Here is a 21,103-nt window from a genome sequence, read left to right as displayed (position 1 = left end):
CTCGGTGGACGACACGCGTGCCTGGATGGACGACACGCGTACTCAGGGGGACGACACGTGGGGCTGGAGGGTGGGTCAGGGGGTCAGCACTGGACGTCGCGGGCCGAGGCCAGCAGCGTCTGGTCGATGACCGGGGCCTTGGCGCCCGCGGACTGCTCGTTGCCGCCGCCGCCCTGGTGGGCCTTGGACCACTCGGCGAGCTGGGTGAGGACCTGGCGGGCCTCGGCGCGCGGGCGGATGTCGCCGAAGTTGGTGCCGGTGACGAGGTCGACGCTCGCGTCCTTGCGGTTGTCCTGGACCAGCTCGGCGCACGGCACGACGAGGCCGAGCGTGCGGGCCGCGGTGATGCCGTTCTCGCCGAAGCGGATCTGGCCGCGGCACTTCGCTTCGCGGTTCTCGTAGGCGGGGTCGTTGGCCGGCTCGCCGGTGTTGGTGAACCCGAGCTCGTGCAGCGCCGTCGTCGTGATGCTGCCCTGGCCGCGCGTGCTGGACGCGTTGAGGACCTTCACGGCGACCTTGTCCGGCGGCACCGGCGCGCGGTCGTCGAGAGCGTTGTGGGGGAGTGTGCTGAACGTGACACCCGGCGGCGGGCTGGCCGGCGGGTCGCACCGGACGGCCTCGTCGACGTCGCCCTTGCCGACCGCGGCGTTGATCCACACGATGATCGCGCCGAGCGCCAGCACGCCGATGACGATCAGCGCCGGCAGCGGCTTGTGTTTGCGATACGGCCGCGCCCCACGGTCCCCGATGCCGTTCCCCGACGCCACCTGCCCGTCCCTTCCCGAACCCAGAACCCGACGGCAGCTCGTCGGCACCGTCGTGGCGGATCAGCCTAGGCGCTGCGACCCGCGTGTGCGGGCCCGGGTCACCCCACCGGTTTCCCGGTTCGCGGGCGCCTGCCGAGACCCTTCCCCGTGCGGCGATCGCACCACGCGGGGGTCGGCCGGGGCAAGCGGACACGGGCCCCTCGTGAAGTTCTCCACCCGGGGGCAACCCGAATGGACGACAACGCGTCTTACCTGCGGGTTCCCCCTGTCGGGTGACGATTCCCCGGCAATGTCTGACTCGTTGCAGAACCCGCGCGGGCGTGAGCTACCCTTCCCGGGCTCCGGCCGCAGGACGAGGCCCAAAACGAGAGAGACCTCGGTCACTCCGGCCGTCGGGCACAAACAGGGGCCCTGGAACGTTGACCAGCGGCACGGCGGACTCACGGGCGCACCCGAGGGTCCGGGAAAACGACTACACAAGCTGATCGCAGGGGTGAGGGACACATGGCTACCGACTACGACGCTCCGCGCCGCAGCGAAGCCGACGAGCTGGCCGAAGACTCGTTGGAGGAGCTCAAGGCCCGGCGGAACGAGAACCAGTCCGGCGTCGTCGACGTCGACGAGGACGCGACCGCCGAGAACTTCGAGCTGCCGGGTGCCGACCTCTCCGGGCTTTCCGGTGAGGACATGACCGTGAAGGTGGTGCCGAAGCAGGCGGACGAATTCACCTGCTCCGTGTGCTTCCTGGTGCACCACCGCAGCAGGCTGGCCGAGGAGAGCGGCGGACGCCTGATCTGCCGCGACTGCGCCTGACCACGGCGCGGGAGCTCGGACCAGGGGTTCAGGGGACGAACAGACGCGACGGAGAGCCCTGAGGGACAGGGGAGGGCTCGAAGCGCGCTGGGGACAAGGGGGCCGGCCGGCAGGCCGGCCCCCTTCCACATCCGTCGAGGCATCTTTCGAGGCGCTCAGGCGCCCTTGAGCAGCTCGGCGACCCGCTTCGGGTGCCGGGTGCTGAACAGCCAGTACGGCGTCGGGTCCGCGGGGTCGGTGAGCCGGATCCGCACGGCCGGGCCGACCCAGCCGCGGTGCAGCACGTACGCCGCGGGGTCGCCGTCGCGGCCGAGCGCCTTGCGCTTGGCGCCGGAGTCGAAGATCTCCACCTCGCCGACGTAGCGCAGCGGCAGGTGCGCGTCGCCGACCCACAGCTCCGGCTCGTCACCGCCGGTCACGCGGACCCGCGACCTGCCGAGCGACAGCAGCAGCGCCACCACCACCGGCAACGCGATCACGTACGGCAGCCAGGCCCGGATCCCCGGGTACCCGAGGTCGATCTCGGCCGCCAGCAGGATCGCGCCCAGGACCGGCAGCGGCCAGCCCCACCACGGGACGTAGAGCCGCTCGGAGTGCCGGACCGCGGCGCTCGAGGCCGTCTTCGCTGATTCACCCACGGGTAGAGAGTAATCTCGCCGCCCGTGTCCAGCGTTCAGGTACTCCTCTCCCGGCTCGACCCGGATGTCCCGCTGCCCGCCTACGCCCGACCGGGCGACGCGGGCGCCGATCTCGTCACGACCTCGGATATCGTGCTCGAACCCGGGGAACGCGGGGTGGTCGGCACCGGCGTCGCGATCGCGCTCCCGCCCGGGTACGCGGGGTTCGTCCACCCCCGGTCCGGCCTGGCCGCCCGGGTCGGCCTGTCGGTGGTCAACACCCCGGGCACGATCGACGCGGGCTACCGCGGTGAGATCAAGGTCTGCCTGATCAACCACGACCTGGTGCACCCGGTGAAGCTCGCGCGCGGCGACCGCATCGCCCAGCTGGTCGTGCAGCGGGTCGAGCACGCCGAGTTCGTCGAGGTCGCCGAGCTCGACGCCACCGAACGGGGCGCGGGCGGCTACGGCTCCACGGGTGGACACGCCACACTGGGAGCAGACGCGCTCGCGGCTGGGGAAGGAACGGAGAAGCAGTAGTGGGGATTTTCGGACGCAAGCGGCGGACCGAGGGCGGGTCCGCGGGACGGCACGCCGCGCCCGATGCCGACGACACGATCGAGGACGAGTCGTTCTCGGAGGACTCCGAGCTGTCGGACGTCTCCGACGGCCCGTTCGACGTCGCGGACTTCGACGACGACGGCGTCCCGCGGATCGACCTCGGCTCGGTCAAGGTGCCGGTGCCCGACGGGTCGCAGGTCCAGGTCGAGATGGACCCGGAGACCAGCGGCGTACGGGCCGTGCACGTCGTCACCGAGCAGGGCCAGATCACGGTCAGCGCGTACGCCGCGCCGCGCACCGGCGGGCTGTGGCGGGAGGTCAGCGCCGAGCTGGCCGAGCAGCTGCGGGCCGACGGCGCCAAGGTCAACATCGGCCGCGGCGTGTGGGGCCTGGAGATCTCGGCCATCGTCGGCGACGTCTCGCTGCGCTTCGTCGGCGTCGACCGGCCGCGCTGGATGCTGCGCGGGGTCATCGCCGGCCCGCAGTCGGAGGGCGCGGCCGCGGTGGAGGTGCTGCGGGAGATCGTCCGCCGCACGATCGTCGACCGGGGTGACGCGCCGATGCCGGTCCGGACGCCGCTGACCATCACGCTCCCGGACGCCGTCGCCGAGCACATCGCCGCCCAGCAGCAGGGCTGACGCTCGACAAAAGCCGTGAATGTCGCATTGAGGGACTTAGAGTCCCTCAATGCGACATTCACGGCTTTTTCCGCGCCCGGAGGAAGGCCAGGACGGTCGCGCGGCCCAGGGACTCGCGGTCGGCGCCCAGGGCGGCCAGCGTCGTCCGGCCGAGGGACGCTCGAGGGAGGCTCGCGGCCCAGTCGGATGCGACTTTCGTCGGGTGTACCGGATCGTCGGTGCACGTGCCGACGCCCGCCGGGACGTTCAGCGCCGCCAGCTGGGCCAACGAGGGTGACGGGCGGGCCGCGGCGACGCGCAGGCCGGCGGCCAGGTCGTCGCCGTGGCGCCGCCACGCGCGGGCCAGTTCCGCGCGCAGCCAGCCCGGGCTGCCCTCGGTCTGCGCCAGCGCGGCGCCGACCCCGGAACGGGCCACCAGATCCGCCGAGAGCGTCGCGGCCCGCGATGCGGGTGCCGGGCCGGGAGCGCCGTTCCACGCCGGGAGCGCGGCCAGCAGGCCCCCGCAACGGCCCGGGTTGCGCACGGCCCACTCCGCGGCCAGGTGCGCGCCGAACGAAATGCCGCCTACGAGCAGTTCGCCGTGTTCGTCCGCCAGCGCGTCGAGCACCGCGAGGTAGCCCTCGGCCAGTGAAGCCCCTGGTGGCGGCGGTGGGGCGAGGAGCGGGACCCCGAGGGCGCGCAGCGGGCCGTCGAAGACCGCGCGGACGAACACCTCGTCGGAGCCGGTGCCGGGCAGCAGCACCGCGGCGGGAACTCGGATCGCGGACGTCACGTTGCGATCTTTGCGCAAAGGCGTTTCCCTGACGGGGACCGCAGTACGCTGGAATCGTTCGGGCCGCAAGCACCAAGTCGGGGGCCCCGGAGCACAGGAGCACCTATGTCCGCCAAAGACGGCGGCTACTTCAGCCGGTTGGTTCGCAAGCTGACCAGCGACGTCGAGGATCTCGACGCCGACGAGATGTCGATGAGGTCGGACGCCGAAGGCGCGCAGCGCGCCTGCGACTGCCGGTCCGGCGAAGAAGTCACCGTGATGGGGAGACTGCGCAGCGTGGAGCTCTGCCCGACCGACGAGGCCGCCACCCTGGAGGCGGAGCTGTTCGACGGGACACAGGGCGTGACGCTAATCTGGCTCGGCCGCCGCCGGATCGCGGGCATCGAGCCGGGCCGCACGATCAAGGTGCGCGGCCGGATGGCCGAGCGTGACGGCCAGAAGGTGCTGTACAACCCCTATTACGAGCTCCAGAGCCCAGTGAGTTGATCACCTATCGTGACTGATCCCGCCCCGAGCGAGAAGAAGACCGACGACGCGGACGAACCGCAGCCGACCATGCTCGAGCAGATGGGCGGCGTGTCCGGCCTGATCTACTCGTCGCTGCCGGTGATCGTGTTCGTCCTGGCGAACTCGTTCTTCGGCCTGACCGCGGCCATCTGGACCTCGATCGGCAGCGCGGTGGCCATCACCGTGCTCCGCCTGGTGCGCAAGGAGCCGCTGCAGCCGGCGATCTCCGGGTTCTTCGGCGTGGCGATCGCGGCGTTCATCGCCTACCGCACCGGGTCCGCGAAGGGGTTCTTCCTCTTCGGGATCTACGCGAGCCTCGTCTACTGCGGCATCTTCGTGCTGTCGGTGGTCGTGCGCTGGCCGATCGCGGGCGTCGTCTGGAACATGCTCAACGGCACCGGCCAGGCGTGGCGCAAGGACAAGCCGTCCCGCTACGGCTACGACGTCGCCACGCTCGCCATGGCGCTGATCTTCGCCGCCCGGTTCGTCGTGCAGCGGTGGCTCTACCAGGAGGACTACACCGGCTGGCTGGCCTTCGCGAAGATCGCCATGGGCTACCCGCTCTACGCGCTGGGCCTGCTGGTCGTCGTCTGGGCCGTCCGGCGGTCCGACAAGCGCCTCAAGGCCATGGCCGAGGACGAGCCGGCACCGGAGACGGACGCGCAGGTCGAAGCCCGGCTCCGCGAAAAGTACGCGGCTCCCGAAGCGTAGAAGACACACGAAGAGGGCCCCTGACGAGCGTCAGGGGCCCTCTTCGTGCGTCAGTAGCCCAGGGCGGTGCGGATCTCCGGCTCGACGTCGGACGTCGCCACGAACAGCAGCTCGTCGCCCGGCTCCAGCGGGTCCTCCGGCTGCGGCACGATCACGCGGTCGCCGCGCAGGATGGTCACCAGCGCCGCGTCGCGGGGCAGGTCCAGCTCGCTCACCGGCTTGCCGGCCAGCGGCGTCTCCGCCGGCAGGGTGAGCTCGACGAGGTTCGCGTTGCTCTGCCGGAACGTCATCAACCGGACCAGGTCGCCGACGCTGACCGCCTCTTCGACCATCGCCGCGAGCATCCTCGGCGTCGACACCGCGACGTCGACGCCCCAGGCGTCGGTGAACAGCCACTCGTTGGCCGGGTTGTTCACCCGGGCCACGACCCGCCGCACCGCGAACTCGGTCTTCGCCAGCAGCGACACCACGAGGTTGGCCTTGTCGTCGCCGGTCGCGGCGATCACGACGTCGCACTGCTCGATCCCGGACTCCTCGAGGATCGAGACCTCGCAGGCGTCACCGAGCACCCAGTCGGCCTGCTCGACGGTGTGCGGCTCGAACTGGTCGGCCTCCCGCTCGATGAGCATCACCTGGTGCCTGCCGTCGATCAGCTCGGCGGCGATGGAGCGGCCCACGGCCCCCGCGCCGGCAATCGCGACCCTCATGCCTCGTCCTCCGGTTCGCGGTTGGCCACACTGCCCACGTCGCTGACGGTGCCGGAGCGCGCGGCCACCCACACGTCGTCGTCGGCCTGCAGCACGGTCTTGGGGTCCGGCAGCACGGCGGTGCCGAAGCGCATGATGAACGCCACCCGCGCGCCGCTCGCCTCCTGCAGGGACTTCACGGAGTGCCCGACCCAGCCCTCGTGCAGCGGCAGCTGCAGGATCGCGACGTTGCCCGACGGGTCCCGCCACGCCGACGCGACGCCGTCCGGCAGCAGGGTGCGCAGGAACCGGTCGGTGGTCCACGGCACGGTCGCCACCGTCGGGATGCCCAGCCGCTCGTACACCGCGGCGCGCTTGTGGTCGTAGATCCGCGCCACGACGTGCTCGATGCCGAAGTTCTCGCGCGCGACCCGCGCCGAGATGATGTTCGAGTTGTCGCCGCTGGACACCGCGGCGAACGCGCCGGCCCGCTCGATCCCGGCCTCGATGAGCACCTTGCGGTCGAAACCGACCCCGACGACCTGCTGGCCGTGGAAGTCGCTGCCGAGCCTGCGGAACGCCTGCTGGTTCTTGTCGATGACGGCCACCTCGTGGCCGAGCCGCTCCAGCGCAGCGGCCAGGGACGCGCCTACCCGGCCGCACCCCATGATCACCACGTGCACGCCCTGCCTCCTCATTCGGCGGTTACCCGTCCGTTGCTACCCCGACATGCCAGCGCCGAACCTACCGTGCACCCCGGCAGCTAGTCTTTCGTGGTGTCGAAGTTCCCGACCGTGCTGAAACGCCTGGTCCTCGGACGTCCGTTCCGCAGTGACAGGCTCGCTCACACGCTCCTCCCGAAGCGCATCGCGCTGCCCATCTTCGCGTCCGACGCGCTCTCGAGCGTGGCGTACGCGCCGGAAGAGATCTTCCTGACGCTGAGCGTCGCGGGTCTCTCCGCGTACGCGCTGGCGCCGTGGATCGGCGTCATGGTCGCGCTGGTGATGCTCGTCGTCGTCGCGTCCTACCGGCAGAACGTGCACGCGTACCCGAGCGGCGGCGGTGACTACGAGGTCGCCAACACGAACCTGGGCGGCAAGTTCGGGCTGACCGTGGCGAGCGCGCTGCTCGTCGACTACGTGCTCACGGTCGCGGTGTCCACTTCGTCCGGTGTGGCCAACATCGGGTCCGCCGTCCCGTGGGTCGCCGAGCACAAGGTGCTGGCGTCCATCGTGATCGTCTCGGTGCTCACCGCGTTGAACCTGCGCGGCATCCGCGAGTCCGGGAAGGCCTTCGCGATCCCGACTTACGGGTTCATCCTGGGCATTCTGGTCATGGTGGCCTGGGGGCTGTTCCAGGCGGCGACCGGCACCGAGATGAAGGCCGAGAGCGCCGGCTTCACGCTGAACTCGGAGGGGACCTTCGCGGGCGTGGCGTACGCGTTCCTGGTGCTGCGGGCGTTCTCCTCCGGCGCCGCGGCCCTGACCGGGGTCGAGGCGATCAGCAACGGCGTCCCGGCGTTCCAGAAACCCAAGTCGAAGAACGCGGCGACCACGCTGCTGATGATGGGCCTGCTGGCCGTCACCATGCTGGTCGGCATCATCACGCTGGCCACGATCACCGACGTGAAGTTCGCCGAGGACCCGGCCGAGCAGCTCGCCGGCGCGCCCGCGGGCTACCAGCAGAAGACGATCGTCGCGCAGATCGCGCACGCGGTGTTCGCCGACTTCCCGCCGGCGTTCTACTACATCTCCTTCTCCACCGGCATCATCCTGCTGCTGGCCGCGAACACCGCGTTCAACGGTTTCCCGGTGCTGGGCTCGATCCTGGCGCAGGACCGCTACCTGCCGCGGCAGCTGCACACCCGGGGGGACCGGCTCGCGTTCTCCAACGGGATCCTGTTCCTGGCGGCGTTCGCGCTGGTGCTGATCATCGCGTTCGACGCCGAGGTGACGCGGCTGATCCAGCTCTACATCGTGGGTGTGTTCGTGTCGTTCACGGTGAGCCAGGCCGGCATGATCCGGCACTGGAACCGGTTGCTGGCCAAGGAAACCGACCCCGCCAAGCGGCGGCGGATGCGGCGCTCGCAGACGGTCAACGCGGTCGGTCTCACCTGCACCGGTGTCGTGCTGGTGATCGTGCTGATCACGAAGTTCCTGCTGGGCGCGTGGATCGCGATCGCGGCGATGGTGGCGATCTTCGTGCTGATGACCGCGATCCGGAAGCACTACGACCGGGTGGCCGACGAGCTGAAGGACCTGGGCGACACCCCGACCGTGCTGCCGTCGCGCAACCACGCGATCGTGCTCGTGTCCAAACTGCACCGCCCGACGCTGCGCGCGCTGGCCTACGCCAAGGCGATGCGGCCGGACGTGCTCGAGGCCGTGACGGTCAACGTGGACGACGCCGACACCCGCCGGCTCACCGCCGAGTGGGACGCGCACAAGTTCAAGGTGCCGCTGAAGGTCGTCGAGTCGCCCTACCGCGAAATCACGAAGCCGGTGCTCGACTACGTGAAGCGGGTGCGCGGCGACAACCCGCGCAACGTCGTCACGGTGTTCATCCCGGAGTACGTCGTCGGGCACTGGTGGGAACAGGTGCTGCACAACCAGAGCGCGCTGCGGCTCAAGGGCCGGCTGCTGTTCCAGCCGGGCGTGATCGTCGCGAGCGTGCCGTGGCAGCTCGAATCCTCGGCCAAGGCGGCCGAGCGTGTCCGGAACGAGCGGCCGGCGGCCGGTGACGTCCGGCGCGGGTTCTCGCCCAACGGGACGCCGCCGCTCGCCGGCCCGACCAAGCCCAAGGAGCCCGCCGAATGACCACCTGGCAAGGCCGTGTCCTCGAGGTGGAGGTCGGCGCCGTGGCGCACGGCGGCCACTGCGTGGCCCGCGCCGACGGACGGGTGGTGTTCGTCCGGCACGCGCTGCCGGGGGAGCACGTGCGCGTCGAGGTCACCGAGGACAACGGCGGCTCGTTCTGCCGCGGCGACGCGGTCGAGGTGCTCAAGCCCTCGCCGGAGCGGGTCACCCCGCCGTGCCCGCTCGCCGCGCCCGGCGCGTGCGGCGGCTGCGACTGGCAGCACGCGTCGCCGTCGTACCAGCGTGAGCTGAAGGCGGCGGTGGTCGCGGAGCAGCTTTCGCGGCTGGCCGGCATCGAGCGTGAGGTCCTCGTCGAGGAGCTCGACGGCGGGGTGCTGGACTGGCGCAGCCGCGTCCGGCTGGTCGCCGGGCGGGACGGGCGCGCGGGCCTGCGGGCTCATCACAGCCACCGCGTGGTGGCCCTGGACGACTGCCCGATCGCCGTCCCCGGCGAGCTCACGGACGTCCTCGCGCGGCGCTGGCGGCCGGGCAGCGAGCTCGAGGTGACCAGCGACGGCGACGGCCGTACCCACGTCCGCGAGCTGTCGACGGTGCGCGGCAAGGTCCGCGCCCGGCAGCTGTCGGGCGGAGTGGCGGTGCAGCACGCCGCGGGCCGCGACTGGCGCCTCGACGCGCACGGGTTCTGGCAGGTCCACCCGGCGGCGGCGTCGACGCTGGCCGCGGTCGTGGCGGAGTGGGCCGAGGCGCCGTCCGGTGGGTCGGCCTGGGACCTCTACGCGGGGGTCGGGCTGTTCGCATCGGTGCTGGCGTCGCAGGTCGGCGAGTCCGGCCGGGTGCTGGCGATCGAGTCGGGTCGCCGCGCGGTCTCCGACGGCGAGCGCAACCTCGAGGACCTGCCGCAGGTTTCGTGGCAGGCCGGGCGGGTGGAGGACGTACTGTCGGCGGCGGAAAAGCCGGTCGACGTCGTCGTGCTGGACCCGCCGCGCAAGGGCGCGGGCAAGGCGGTGGTGGAGTCGATCGTGGCCGGCCAGCCGGACCGCATCGTCTACGTCGCCTGCGACCCGGCGGCCCTGGCCCGCGACCTGGCGACGTTCGCGTCGCACGGTTACGCGCTGACGGCGCTGCGGGCGTTCGACGCGTTCCCGATGACGCACCACGTGGAGTGCGTGGCGCTGCTGTCCTGACTTTTGCCGGTGGTGGTCGTCACACTGGCGCTCGTGACGTCTCCGGATGCAAGCCGATCCGCGGATCAGGTTGCCCGGCGTACCGCGAAGGCCGCCGCCAAACCCGCCGCCGTCATCGCGATCCCGGACACCAGCAGCACCCAGGTGCCCGCGCCGGGGATGATGCGCGCCGCCGGCTCCACGTGGGATGCGCGCGGGAGGGTGACCACCAGGTGGCGCAGCACCACGCCCGTCACCACCAGGCCCGGCAGGGAGGCCAGCGCCAGGGGTTCGTCCTGCTTGCGGGCGAACGTCAGGTACGCCAGCGTGCCCGCGATCAGGACCGCCGCCGCGCAGACCAGGCGGAGGCTCAGGCCCAGCTCCGGGTCGGGCGTGCCCGGGGGCAGGACTCCGGCGTACTCGGCCGTGCGCAGCGTCAGGCCGGCGATCACTCCCAGCCCGGTGGCCGCCACCACCGCCGCCCGTGGCCCCCGCCATGCGTGCTGCCTCACGCACGCAGCATAAAACGCCGGAAACGGCTTTCCGATCACCTTTCCGCCGCTGGGCCGTTCGGTGGATCCCGATCGGGCGATCCCGGGCTCAGCCGGCGAACCAGTGCTGCGGCGCCGGGCGCAGGTTCTGGTAGATGTGCTTGGTCTCGGTGTACTCCGCCAGCCCCGTCGGGCCCAGCTCGCGGCCGAACCCGGACTGCTTGTAGCCACCCCACTCGGCCTGCGGCAGGTACGGGTGGAAGTCGTTGATCCACACCGTGCCGTGGCGCAGCCGCCCGGCCACGCGCTGGGCCCGCCCGGCGTCCTGCGTGAAGACCGCGCCGGCCAGGCCGTAGTGGGTGTCGTTGGCGATGCGGACGGCGTCGTCCTCGTCGGTGAACGTCTCGACCGTCAGGACCGGGCCGAACGACTCGTCGACCACCGCCGACGAGCCCTGCTTCACCTGGTCCAGGATCGTCGGGAGGTAGTAGAAGCCGTCGGCGAGGGCCGGGTCGTCGGGGCGGCGGCCGCCCGTGCGCAGTACCGCGCCCTCGGCCAGGGCGGCGGCCACGTAGGCCTCGACCTTCGCCCGGTGTGCCGCCGAGATCAGCGGGCCGGTCTCCGCGCGCTCGTCGAACGGGCCGCCCAGGCGGATCCGCTCGGCCCGCCGCACCAGCTCGGCGACGAACTCCTCGTGCCACTCGCGTTGCACGATCAGCCGCGCGCCCGCCGAGCAGACCTGGCCGGAGTGCAGGAACACCGCGGTCAGCGCGTAGTCGACCGCCGTCTCGAAATCGGCGTCGGCGAAGACCACGTTCGGGTTCTTCCCGCCCAGCTCCAGGGCCACTTTCTTGACCGTCGACGCGGCCGCCGCGGCGATCACCTTGCCGGTCGCCAGCCCGCCGGTGAACGACACCAGGTCGACATCCGGGTGCTCGGCCAGCGGTGCGCCGACCTCGGCGCCGGCGCCGAGCACCAGGTTCGCGACGCCGGGGGGCAGGCCCGCCTCGGTGAGCAGCCGCAGGAACAGGATCGACGTGTGCGGCGTCAGCTCGCTGGGCTTGAGCACGAACGTGTTGCCCGCGGCCAGCGCCGGCGCGATCTTCCACACGGTCTGCAACAGCGGGTAGTTCCACGGCGTGATCAGCCCGCAGACGCCGACCGGCTCGTGCACGATCCGGCTGAAGGCGTCCGGGTTGCCGGTGTCGACGACGCGGCCCGCGTCCTGGGCCGCGAGCTTGCCGAAGTACCGCAGGCAGGCGGCGATGTCGGCCATGTCGTAGCGGCTCTCGACCAGGCGCTTGCCGGTGTCGAGCGATTCGGCCCTGGCGAACGCTTCGGCGTCGCGGTCCAGCAGCTCGGCGGTGCGCAGCAGCAGGTCACCGCGCAGGTGCGCGGGCGTGCCGGGCCACGGGCCGGTGTCGAACGCCCGCCGCGCCGCGGCGATGGCGGCCTCGGTGTCCTTGGCGGTGCCCTCGGCGACCGTCGCGACCAGGGAACCGTCGGCCGGGCAGCGGATCTCCCGCCGGCCGCCGCCGATCGCGTCCACCCATTCGCCGCCGATGAAGAAGTCCGCCATGCGCCCCATTCTCGTGGCCACGCGGCGTGACCGCCACAGCACCGCGGGGAGACGCGGTTCACCCCGCGTGATGACCCGTGATCGCGCTCCGCCTGTGACGCCGGACGCGGCGGGCGGTGGCGCGGTGGCGGGTCTCCGTAGACTGGCCGGAACGCGGGGTTTGTCGATCAGGTGAGGTGGAGACGAGTGACGATGCTGGAGTCCGTCAGCGGACCGGCGGACCTGAAGCGCATGAGTGTCGAGGACCTCGGCGAGCTGGCGGCCGAGATCCGGGACTTCCTCGTCGACAAGGTCCGGCGCGCCGGCGGGCACCTGGGGCCGAACCTGGGCGTCGTCGAGCTGACGCTGGCCCTGCACCGCGTGTTCGACTCGCCCCGTGACGCCATCGTCTGGGACGTCGGGCACCAGGCCTACGTCCACAAGATCGTCACCGGCCGCGCGGAAGGCTTCGACAAGCTGCGCCAGACCGGCGGGGTCACCGGCTACCCGTCGCGCGCCGAGAGCGAGCACGACTGGGTCGAGAGCAGCCACGCCTCCTCCGCACTGTCCTATGTGGACGGCCTGGCGAAGGCGTTCGCGCTGGGCGACGACGAGCGGCACGCGGTCGCCGTCGTCGGCGACGGCGCGCTCACCGGCGGCATGTGCTGGGAGGCGCTCAACAACATCGCCGCGCACCGCGACCGCCCGGTCGTCATCGTGATCAACGACAACGGCCGGTCCTACTCGCCGACCATCGGCGGGCTCGCCGACCACCTCGCCGCGCTGCGCCTGCAGCCCGGCTACGAGCGGCTCCTCGACGGCGGCCGCGAGATCCTCAAGCACACGCCCGTCGTGGGCCGCCCGATCTACGCCGCCCTGCACGCCGCGAAGGCCGGCCTGAAGGACGCGCTGAGCCCGCAGGCGATGTTCTCCGACCTCGGCCTGAAGTACCTCGGCCCGGTCGACGGCCACGACTTCGCCGCCCTGGAGAAGGCGTTCCAGAGCGCCCGCGCGTTCGGCGGCGCGGTGATCGTGCACGTGGTAACCGAGAAGGGCCACGGCTACGCGCCCGCGGTCAACAACGAGCACGACCAGATGCACCAGACCGACCCGATCGACCCGGAGACCGGCCTGCCGCCGGTGAAGGGCCCGAGCTGGACCGGCGTGTTCGGCGACGAGCTGGCCAAGATCGGCGCCGAGCGCGACGACGTCGTCGCGATCACCGCGGCGATGCTGCGCTCGACCGGCCTGGACAAGTTCGCCGAGGCGTACCCGGACCGCTGGTACGACGTCGGCATCGCCGAGCAGCACGCCGTCACCTCGGCCGCCGGGCTCGCCATGGGCGGGCTGCACCCGGTGGTCGCGATCTACTCGACGTTCCTCAACCGCGCGTTCGACCAGGTCCTGATGGACGTCGCGCTGCACCGCCTGCCGGTGACGCTGGTGCTGGACCGCGCCGGGATCACCGGGCCGGACGGCCCGAGCCACCACGGCATGTGGGACCTGTCGCTGCTGGGCATGGTGCCGGGCATGCGCGTCGCCGCGCCGCGCGACCCGGCCACGCTGCGCGAGGAGCTGCGCGAAGCCGTCGCGGTCAACGACGGCCCGACCGCGCTGCGCTTCTCCAAGGGCAAGGTCGGCACGGACGTCACCGCGGTCGAGCGCCTCGGCACGGTCGACGTGCTGCGCCGCCCGAAGGAGGGCGCGGACGTCCTGCTGGTCACGGTCGGCGCGTTCGCGTCCCTGGGGCTGGCGGCCGCGGCGCGGCTGGCCGACCAGGGCATCGGTGTCACGGTGGTCGATCCGCGCTGGGTGCTGCCGGTGCCGGCCGAGCTGGTCGCGCTGGCCGAGCAGCACAAGCTGGTGGTGACGGTCGAGGACAGCGGCCGCCACGGCGGCTTCGGCTCGGCCCTGGCGGCGGTCTTCCGCGACGCGGAGTGCGACGTCCCGCTGCGCGACCTGGCGGTCCCGCAGACGTTCCACGACCACGGCAGCCGCGACGAGGTGCTGACCCGCATCGGCCTCACCGCCCAGGACGTCGCCCGCCGGGTGACGGAGTGGGCGTCCGGCCGGATCGGCGCTCCCGCGGAACGGTCCGAGAAGAGCGCCGACCGCAGCTGAATCAGGCTTCGGCGGGCACCGCGTCGCGCACCGGCGCGGTCGCCCGGCCGAAGACCGCGGCCGGTTCCGGGAACAGCTTCACCAGCAGCGGGTACGCGATCGCCGCCGTGCCCAGCGTCACCAGCAGGCTGATGTCGACGCCGCCCGCGATGTCGCGCAGGGGCCCGGCGATCATCGGGGTGTTCGCGCACAGCAGGCCCAAAGCCGTCGCCGGGATCCAGGCCGCCATCGCGCGCCAGTTGACCCCACGGGTGAACCAGTAGCGGCCACCCTTACGGCCTTCGTTGAACACCTGCAGGTCCGCCACGTCGTAGAACCCGCGCCGCTGGACGAAGCCGATCATCATGATCACCATCCACGGTGACGTGCACAGCACGATCAGCGTGGCGAACGCGTTGATGCTGGACACCATGTCGAGCGCGAAGTTGCCGACGAAGATGAACACCACGCTCAGCGTGCCGATCAGCAGCGTCGCCCGCACCCGCGACAGCCGCGGGAAGATCGAGCTGAAGTCCAGGCCGGTGCCGTAGAGCGACGTCGTTCCCGTCGACAGGCCGCCGATCAGGGCCACGACGATGAGCGGGATCGCGTACCAGAGCGGGGAAATCGCCGTCAGGCCGGTGATGTAGTCGGCCGGGTCGGCGACCAGCGTCGCGGTCGCGATGCCGAAGCCGAACGGCAGCAGCGTCGCCACCTGGGCCAGGAACGGCGCCGCCAGCAGAGAACGGTTGCGGTACCGGTCCGGGATGTAGCGGGACCAGTCGCCGAGGAACGCGCCGAACGAGATCGGGTTGGCCAGCGCCGTGACCACCGCGAGGACGAACGTCGGCCCGAACGTGCCGAGCGCGTACGTGCCCGTGCCGCCGTAGCCCGGGTCGAACGTGCCGCCGTAGGCGAGGACGCCCAGCAGCATGATCACCGTGCCGAGGACCACCGCGACCCGGTTGACCAGCAGCATGAACCGGTAGCCGTAGATGCAGACGACGAGCGTCGCGATCGCGATCACGCCGTACGCGACCGCCCGCAGCGCGGCGCCGCCGTCGAAGCCGAAGAGCCGTTGCGCGGCCCCGGCGACGGCGTCGCCGCTGACCCAGACGGAGATCGCGAAGAACGTGATCGCGGTCAGCAGCGACAGGAACGATCCGACGCACCGGCCGACGACACCGAAGTGCGCGCCGGACGACACGGCGTTGTTCGTGCGGGTGCGCGGGCCGAACAACGCCATCGGGGCCAGCACGAGCCCGCCGAGCACCACGCCGATCGCCGTCGCGGCCAGCGCGGCCCGGAAGCTCAGCCCGTACGCGATCGGCAGGGTGCCCAGGATGATCGTGGCGAACGTGTTCGCGCCGCCGAAGGCCATCCGGAACAGGTCACGCGGGCGGGACGTCTGCTCGGCGGGCGGGATCGGCGCGATCCCGTGCTGTTCGACCTCGGTGATCCCGCCGCTCACGCGAACCGCGTCATGACGTGCTTGACGCGGGTGTACTCGGCGAAGGCGTAGGAGGAGAGGTCCTTGCCGTGCCCGGAGTGGCCGAACCCGCCGTGCGGCATCTCGGCGACCAGCGGGCCGTGGGTGTTGACCCACACGCAGCCGAAGTCCAGCTCGGCCGAGACGCGCGCGGCGATCGCGAGGTCCCGCGTCCAGACCGACGACGCCAGCCCGTACGGCACGCCGTTGGCCAGCGCGACGCCTTCGTCTTCGTCCGAAAAGGACTGAACGGTGACGACCGGCCCGAAGATCTCCTCCTGGACGATCTCGTCGTCCTGCCGCAGACCGGAAATCACGGTGGGGGAGAAGTAGAACCCGCGGTCGCCGTGCCGGACCCCGCCGGTCTCGACGCGGGCGTGCGACGGCAGCCGCTCGACCAGGCCCTGGACGCGGTCGAACTGCGCGCGGCTGTTGAGCGGACCGAAGTCGACGCCGGGAGTCTGCGCGGCGGCGGCCTTGGTCAGCTCCGCGACGAAGTCGTCGTGGATCGAGGCGTGCACCAGCACCCGGCTGCCCGCGGTGCAGTCCTGGCCCGCGTTGTAGAAGGCGGCGCCCACGATGCCCTCGGCCGTCGAAGCGAGGTCGACGTCCGGGAAGACCAGCAGGGGCGCGTTGCCGCCCAGCTCCAGGTGGGTGCGCTTGAGGTCGGCGGCCGCCACGGTGGCGACGTCGATGCCCGCGCGCGTCGAGCCGGTGATCGAGACGAGGTCCGTGATCGGGTGCCTGACCAGCGCGCGGCCGGTGTCGCGATCGCCGGTCAGCACCGTGAACGCGCCCTCGGGCAGGAACTCTGCGGCGATGTCGGCCAGCCGGACCGCGGTCGACGGCGTCGTCTCGGCCGGCTTGAGAACCACGGCGTTGCCCGCGGCCAGGGCCGGCGCGATCTTCCAGACCGCCATCATCAGCGGGTAGTTCCACGGCGCGATCTGCGCGCAGACCCCGACCGGCTCACGGCGGATCACCGACGTGTGGCCTTCGGTGTACTCCCCGGCCGCGGTGCCCTCCAGCTGCCGCGCGGCGCCCGCGAAGAACCGCAGCGCGCTGACGCACTCCGGGATCTCCTCGTCCAGCACGACGGACCGGATCTTGCCGGTTTCGCGTACCTCCAGGTCGGCGAACTCCGCCGCGTGCGCCTCCAGGGCGTCGGCGATCTTCAGCAGGGCGAGCTGCCGCTGCGCCGGGGTGCTGCGCCGCCACACCTGGAACGCCCGCGCGGCCGACGCGAGCGCGTTGTCCACATCGGACTGTCCGGCGATCGGGCTGGTGCCGAACACCTCGCCGGTCGCCGGGTCGGTCAGGTCGAGGGTCATGACTTCTCCAGGTGGGTGGGCTCGAACATCTTCAGCAGGGCGGGCAGGACCACGACGGACGGCCCGGGCGTGCGCAGCGCCTTGGCGAGATCGGCGCCAACGGTGTCCAAAGTGGACAGGGAAGCGGAAATACCGAACGACTGGGCCAGAGCCACGAAGTCCGGCCGGGCCAGCTCGGTGGCCGTCGACTGGCCGAACGCGCCGGTCAGGTACTCGCGGAGGATGCCGTACCCGCCGTCGTCGACGATCAGCCACGTGACGTCCAGGCCGTGCTGCACCGCGGTGGCCAGCTCGGCGATGCCGTACATCGCGCCGCCGTCACCGGACACGGCCAGCGTCGGCCCGCCGGTCGCGGCCGCCCCGCCGAGCGCGCCGGGCAGGCCGTAGCCGAGACCGCCCGCGCCCTGCGCGGTGTGGATCGGCGCACCCTCGGGGTTCCACGCCGACCAGGCCCAGTACGCGGCGATCGTCATGTCCCAGAACGTCTGTGTTCCCGCGGGGACGGCCGCGCGGACGTCGTCGACGAGCTTGCGCTCGACAGCCAGGTCCTGACCGTCCAAACGCGACTTGACCCGCTCCAGGAGCCCGGAGACCGCCGCTTCCGCCCGGCCGTCCGAGCGCCGCATCGGCACCCACTCCAGCAGGGCCTGCAGCGTGAGCCGGACGTCGGCGTGGATGCCCAGGCCCGGGTAGTTCGACTCCAGCTTGCCCAGGTCGGCCTCGACCTGGACGACCCGGCCGCGCGGGGCGAACTCGCGGTAGTTGCTGGACAGTTCGCCGAGCCCCGAGCCCAGCACCAGCAGGACGTCGGCGCCGGCGAGGAACTCCGTGCTGTGCCAGTCCTCCAGCCACGACTGCCCGGACAGCTCGTGGTCCCAGCCGAAGACACCCTTGCCGCCGAAGGTGGACAGCACGGGCGCGCGCAGGGCTTCGGCGAGCGCCGTCAGCTCCGCGTGGGCGCCGGACCGCAGCGCGCCGCCCCCGGCCAGGATGACCGGATTCGTGGCTGTGGCCAGCAGATCCGCCGCCGCGGTGACCAGCTCCGGCAGCGGCGCCAGCGGCGGGGGAGCGGCCGAGACCGACGTGATCGGCGGGACTCCGGCGGGTCCGAGCAGCACGTCCTGGGGGATCTCGACCCAGACCGGGCCGTAGGGCGCGGTCGACGCCGACGTCCAGGCCTCGCGCAGCGCGGTCGGGAGCTGGCTCGCGCGGCGCACGACGTGCACCGACTTCACGACGTCGCGGAAGCTCGCCTGCTGGTCCGGCAGCTCGTGCAGGTAGCCGTGGCGGCCACCGCCGAGCCCGGCCACCGGGATCTGGCTGGAGATCCCCAGCACCGGCACCGACGCGGCGCGGGATTCCTGCAGGGACGCCAAAGTAAGCAGGGCACCCGGGCCGGTGGAGACCACGAGCGGCGTGACCGGGACCGGGCCGTCCGGGTTCGCCACGAGCCGCGCGCGGGCGTGCCCGTCGGCGGCGAAGGCGAGGTTGTTCTCGACGCGGCCGCTGATCACGCGCAGGTCGTCGGCCCGCCGCAGGGCCTCGAACAGGCCCAGGGCGTGCTGGCCGGGCAGGCCGAAGACGGTGTCGGCGCCCAGGGCGCGCAGGGTTTCGACGACGACGTCGCCGCCGATGCGTTCGGTGTCCGTCATGCGCTCTTCCCCAAGGTCAGCAGGCTCACCAGGTCGTAGGCGACGTGGGAGGCCGCGATGGCGGTGATCTCGGCGTGGTCGTAGGCGGGGGCCAGCTCGACGACGTCGGCCCCGACCAGGTTGAGGTCGCGCAGGCCGCGCAGGATCTCCAGCAGCTCGCGGCTGGTCATCCCGCCCGCCTCGGGGGTCCCGGTGCCCGGCGCGTGGGCCGGGTCGAGGACGTCGATGTCGACGGAGACGTACAGCGGCCGGTCGCCGATCCGCTGCCGCAGCGCGTCAACGGTCTCGGTGACACCCCGGCGCATGACGTCGCCGGAGGTGACGATGCCGAAGCCGAGCCTGCGGTCCTCTTCGAGATCCCGCTTGCCGTACAGCGGCCCGCGCGTCCCGACGTGCGAAAGGGCGCTCGTGTCGAGGATGCCCTCCTCCGACGCCCGCCGGAACGGGGTGCCGTGGGTGTACGGCTCGCCGAAGTAGGTGTCCCAGGTGTCGAGGTGCGCGTCGAAGTGCAGCAGCGCCACCGGTCCGTGGCGTTTCGCCGCCGCCCGCAGCAGCGGCAGGGCGATCGTGTGGTCGCCGCCGACGGTCACCAGCCGCGTCCCGTTCGCCGTCAGCGCTTCGGCTTCCTGCTGCAGCGTCTCGATCGCCTCGCCGATGTTGAACGGGTTGACGGCGATGTCACCCGCGTCCACCACCTGCCTCTCGGCGAACGGCGAGACGTCCAGCTCCGGGTGGTAGGGCCGCAGCAGCCGGCTCGCCTCGCGGACGGCCGCCGGGCCGAACCGCGCGCCGGGCCGGTACGACACCCCGGAGTCGAAGGGCACCCCGACGACAGCGACGTCGGCGTGGGCGACCTGGTCGATCCGCGGCAGCCGCGCGAAGGTCGCGAAGCCGGCGTAGCGGGGGATCCGCGACGAATCAAGCGGACCGACGTTAGGCACTGGTGGGCTCCTGTTCACGGGTCGGGGCGGGGGTGTCTTCGCCGTTGAGGCGGGTGGTCCACACGGAAAGGATCGAATCGGACGTGCGGGGCGTGGCGAAGCTGACGGCCAGGTAGACCAGCAGGCTCGCGCCCAGGCCCCAGTAGATCGGGGTGTTGGCCTCGACGCCGTCGACGATCATGAACGTCACCACGAACACGGTGCCGGCGATCATCGAGGCGTACGCGCCCTGGCGGGTGCCGCGCTTCCAGAACAGCGCGCCGACGATGGCCACCAGCAGGCCGCCGACCAGGATGTCGTAGGCGATGGTGAGCGCGTTGACGACGTCGTCGACGATCATCGCGATGCCGATCGCGACCAGGCCGAGCACGAGCGTGGTGATCCGGTTGCGGCGGACCTCGCCGGTCTCGCTGTTCTTCAGGCCCAGCTTGGACAGCAGGTCCGACGTCGTCGTGGTCGAACACGCGATCAGCGCGCCGCTGGCGGTCGACATCATCGCCGAGAGCGCGGCGGCCAGCACCAGCCCGCGGACGCCGGTGGGCAGCAGGCGCTCGACGATCGTCGCGAAGGCGTCCTGCGCGCTGCCGAGGTCCGGGTAGAGCGCGTGGGCGGCCATCCCGATCAGGGCGCCGGCGACGCCGTAGACCAGGCAGTAGACGCCGGAGGTGATGCCGCCGGACGTCGCGATCGCGGGGGTGCGGGCGGTGAACACGCGCTGCCAGATGTCCTGGCCGATCAGCAGGCCGAAGGTGTAGATCACGAAGTACGTGACGATCGTGTCCGTGCCGATCGAGGTGAAGCTGAAGAAGCTCGCGTCGAGCTTTTCGCTCATCCCGCCGAAGCCGCCGGCGGAGCTGATCGCGACGGGCAGCAGGATCGCCAGGATGCCGATGGTCTTGATGACGAACTGGGCGATGTCGGTGAGCGTGATCGACCACATGCCGCCGAGCACCGAGTAGAGCACCACGATCGCGCCGCCGACGGCGATGCCCGCCCAGTTCGGCAGGTCGAACAGCACCTTGAAGATGGTGGCGAAGGCCAGCGTCGAGGTCACCGTGAGCATCAGGGTGTAGCCCCACATCACGACGCCGGACACCGCGCTGGTGCGGCCGCCGTAGCGCAGGTCGAGCATCTCGCCGACGGTGTAGACCTTGAGCTTCACCAGCCGGCGCGCGAACACCGCGTGCAGCACCAGGATGCCGACGCCGATGGTGAGCACCAGCCAGGCGCCGGAGATGCCGTAGGTGTAGCCGAGCTTGACGCCGCCGACCGTCGACGCGCCGCCGAGCACGACGGCCGACATCGTGCCGGAGTACATGAACCAGCCCAGCCGCCGCCCGGCGACCAGGTAGTCCGACTTCGTCTTCGCGAGGCGGAGGCCGTACCAGCCGACCCCGAGCATCCCGGCTATGTACAGCGCGATCACCGCGTAGTCCCCGGTCACGGCTGCCTCCTCTGGCTGTTTGCTGGTGGTGTTCGGGCCACCGTAG

Annotated in this window: 20 protein-coding genes; 8 read left to right on the top strand and 12 right to left on the bottom strand. The window is 71.7% G+C overall.

Going from position 1 to position 21,103, the window contains the following annotated elements; all coding sequences use genetic code 11:
- Positions 1 to 83 precede the first annotated feature (83 nt).
- Positions 84 to 767, bottom strand: coding sequence for an envelope integrity protein Cei (cei, locus tag ACGFMK_RS31770; RefSeq protein WP_392770988.1), 684 nt, complete (start codon positions 765 to 767; stop codon positions 84 to 86).
- Between the two features lie 504 nt (positions 768 to 1,271).
- Here cei and ACGFMK_RS31765 point away from each other — a divergent pair.
- Entirely contained in the window at positions 1,272 to 1,580 is a 309-nt protein-coding gene (locus tag ACGFMK_RS31765; RefSeq protein WP_086676737.1) for a DUF4193 domain-containing protein, read from the top strand.
- Between the two features lie 155 nt (positions 1,581 to 1,735).
- On the opposite strand, the gene ACGFMK_RS31760 is transcribed toward ACGFMK_RS31765, so the two are convergent.
- On the bottom strand, positions 1,736 to 2,218 hold the full coding sequence (locus tag ACGFMK_RS31760) for a DUF3093 domain-containing protein (protein WP_392770984.1): 483 nt from the start codon (positions 2,216 to 2,218) through the stop codon (positions 1,736 to 1,738).
- 24 nt (positions 2,219 to 2,242) lie between these two features.
- On the opposite strand from ACGFMK_RS31760, the gene dut reads away from it, so the two are divergent.
- The gene (dut, locus tag ACGFMK_RS31755) at positions 2,243 to 2,737 is read left to right on the top strand and encodes a dUTP diphosphatase (RefSeq protein ID WP_392770982.1); all 495 of its coding nucleotides are present in this window, start codon (positions 2,243 to 2,245) and stop codon (positions 2,735 to 2,737) included.
- Positions 2,737 to 3,396 carry a DUF3710 domain-containing protein gene (locus ACGFMK_RS31750; RefSeq protein ID WP_392770979.1) on the top strand — a complete coding sequence of 220 codons (660 nt, stop codon included), beginning with the start codon at positions 2,737 to 2,739 and terminating at the stop codon, positions 3,394 to 3,396. Before dut ends, ACGFMK_RS31750 begins: the two co-directional genes overlap by 1 nt.
- Before the next feature lie 58 nt (positions 3,397 to 3,454).
- Here the strand turns inward: ACGFMK_RS31750 and ACGFMK_RS31745 are convergent, their stop codons facing one another.
- Positions 3,455 to 4,168 (bottom strand): alpha/beta fold hydrolase, encoded by a 714-nt coding sequence (locus ACGFMK_RS31745; RefSeq protein ID WP_392770976.1) that lies wholly within the window; start codon positions 4,166 to 4,168, stop codon positions 3,455 to 3,457.
- Between the two features lie 105 nt (positions 4,169 to 4,273).
- Between ACGFMK_RS31745 and ACGFMK_RS31740 the strand changes: the two genes are divergently transcribed.
- Both ACGFMK_RS31740 and ACGFMK_RS31735 read left to right on the top strand, forming a co-directional pair.
- Positions 4,274 to 4,654, top strand: coding sequence for an OB-fold nucleic acid binding domain-containing protein (locus tag ACGFMK_RS31740; protein ID WP_323334933.1), 381 nt, complete (start codon positions 4,274 to 4,276; stop codon positions 4,652 to 4,654).
- A gap of 9 nt (positions 4,655 to 4,663) precedes the next feature.
- Entirely contained in the window at positions 4,664 to 5,386 is a 723-nt protein-coding gene (locus tag ACGFMK_RS31735) for a DUF3159 domain-containing protein (RefSeq protein ID WP_392770973.1), read from the top strand.
- A gap of 50 nt (positions 5,387 to 5,436) precedes the next feature.
- On the opposite strand, the gene ACGFMK_RS31730 is transcribed toward ACGFMK_RS31735, so the two are convergent.
- Positions 5,437 to 6,093 carry a TrkA family potassium uptake protein gene (locus ACGFMK_RS31730; protein WP_323334935.1) on the bottom strand — a complete coding sequence of 219 codons (657 nt, stop codon included), beginning with the start codon at positions 6,091 to 6,093 and terminating at the stop codon, positions 5,437 to 5,439.
- Entirely contained in the window at positions 6,090 to 6,755 is a 666-nt protein-coding gene (locus ACGFMK_RS31725; protein ID WP_392770970.1) for a potassium channel family protein, read from the bottom strand. Before ACGFMK_RS31725 ends, ACGFMK_RS31730 begins: the two co-directional genes overlap by 4 nt.
- Positions 6,756 to 6,848: 93 nt before the next feature.
- On the opposite strand from ACGFMK_RS31725, the gene ACGFMK_RS31720 reads away from it, so the two are divergent.
- Together ACGFMK_RS31720 and ACGFMK_RS31715 are read left to right on the top strand one after the other, a co-directional pair.
- A complete protein-coding gene (locus ACGFMK_RS31720) occupies positions 6,849 to 8,888 on the top strand; it encodes an APC family permease (RefSeq protein ID WP_392770967.1) in 2,040 nt (679 codons plus the stop codon).
- Positions 8,885 to 10,072, top strand: coding sequence for a class I SAM-dependent RNA methyltransferase (locus ACGFMK_RS31715; RefSeq protein ID WP_392770964.1), 1,188 nt, complete (start codon positions 8,885 to 8,887; stop codon positions 10,070 to 10,072). Before ACGFMK_RS31720 ends, ACGFMK_RS31715 begins: the two co-directional genes overlap by 4 nt.
- 65 nt (positions 10,073 to 10,137) lie before the next feature.
- Here the strand turns inward: ACGFMK_RS31715 and ACGFMK_RS31710 are convergent, their stop codons facing one another.
- Complete coding sequence (locus ACGFMK_RS31710; protein ID WP_392770961.1) at positions 10,138 to 10,563, bottom strand: hypothetical protein; 426 nt, start codon at positions 10,561 to 10,563, stop codon at positions 10,138 to 10,140.
- A gap of 88 nt (positions 10,564 to 10,651) precedes the next feature.
- Positions 10,652 to 12,121 (bottom strand): aldehyde dehydrogenase family protein, encoded by a 1,470-nt coding sequence (locus ACGFMK_RS31705; RefSeq protein WP_392770959.1) that lies wholly within the window; start codon positions 12,119 to 12,121, stop codon positions 10,652 to 10,654.
- 186 nt (positions 12,122 to 12,307) lie between these two features.
- Between ACGFMK_RS31705 and dxs the strand changes: the two genes are divergently transcribed.
- On the top strand, positions 12,308 to 14,221 hold the full coding sequence (gene dxs, locus ACGFMK_RS31700) for a 1-deoxy-D-xylulose-5-phosphate synthase (protein WP_392770955.1): 1,914 nt from the start codon (positions 12,308 to 12,310) through the stop codon (positions 14,219 to 14,221).
- Between the two features lies 1 nt (position 14,222).
- Here the strand turns inward: dxs and ACGFMK_RS31695 are convergent, their stop codons facing one another.
- From ACGFMK_RS31695 to ACGFMK_RS31675, 5 genes are read right to left on the bottom strand one after another with little or no spacing between them, the layout of a single operon-like run.
- Entirely contained in the window at positions 14,223 to 15,671 is a 1,449-nt protein-coding gene (locus tag ACGFMK_RS31695; RefSeq protein ID WP_392770953.1) for a purine-cytosine permease family protein, read from the bottom strand.
- Positions 15,668 to 17,020: an aminobutyraldehyde dehydrogenase gene (locus ACGFMK_RS31690; protein WP_392770950.1), complete on the bottom strand. Its 1,353-nt coding sequence runs from the start codon at positions 17,018 to 17,020 to the stop codon at positions 15,668 to 15,670. Before ACGFMK_RS31690 ends, ACGFMK_RS31695 begins: the two co-directional genes overlap by 4 nt.
- Positions 17,017 to 18,672 (bottom strand): thiamine pyrophosphate-binding protein, encoded by a 1,656-nt coding sequence (locus ACGFMK_RS31685; RefSeq protein WP_392770948.1) that lies wholly within the window; start codon positions 18,670 to 18,672, stop codon positions 17,017 to 17,019. Before ACGFMK_RS31685 ends, ACGFMK_RS31690 begins: the two co-directional genes overlap by 4 nt.
- The gene (gene speB / locus ACGFMK_RS31680; protein ID WP_392770945.1) at positions 18,669 to 19,613 is read right to left on the bottom strand and encodes an agmatinase; all 945 of its coding nucleotides are present in this window, start codon (positions 19,611 to 19,613) and stop codon (positions 18,669 to 18,671) included. The genes ACGFMK_RS31685 and speB overlap by 4 nt, the downstream gene beginning before the upstream one ends.
- On the bottom strand, positions 19,606 to 21,057 hold the full coding sequence (locus ACGFMK_RS31675) for a sodium:solute symporter (RefSeq protein ID WP_392770943.1): 1,452 nt from the start codon (positions 21,055 to 21,057) through the stop codon (positions 19,606 to 19,608). Before ACGFMK_RS31675 ends, speB begins: the two co-directional genes overlap by 8 nt.
- Positions 21,058 to 21,103 lie beyond the last annotated feature (46 nt).

The sequence above is a fragment of the Amycolatopsis sp. NPDC049252 genome (genome assembly GCF_043197175.1).
Lineage (GTDB): Bacteria > Actinomycetota > Actinomycetes > Mycobacteriales > Pseudonocardiaceae > Amycolatopsis.
The sequence above is the reverse complement of the archived record's forward strand: the minus strand, read 5'-3'. Positions and strand labels throughout refer to the sequence as shown.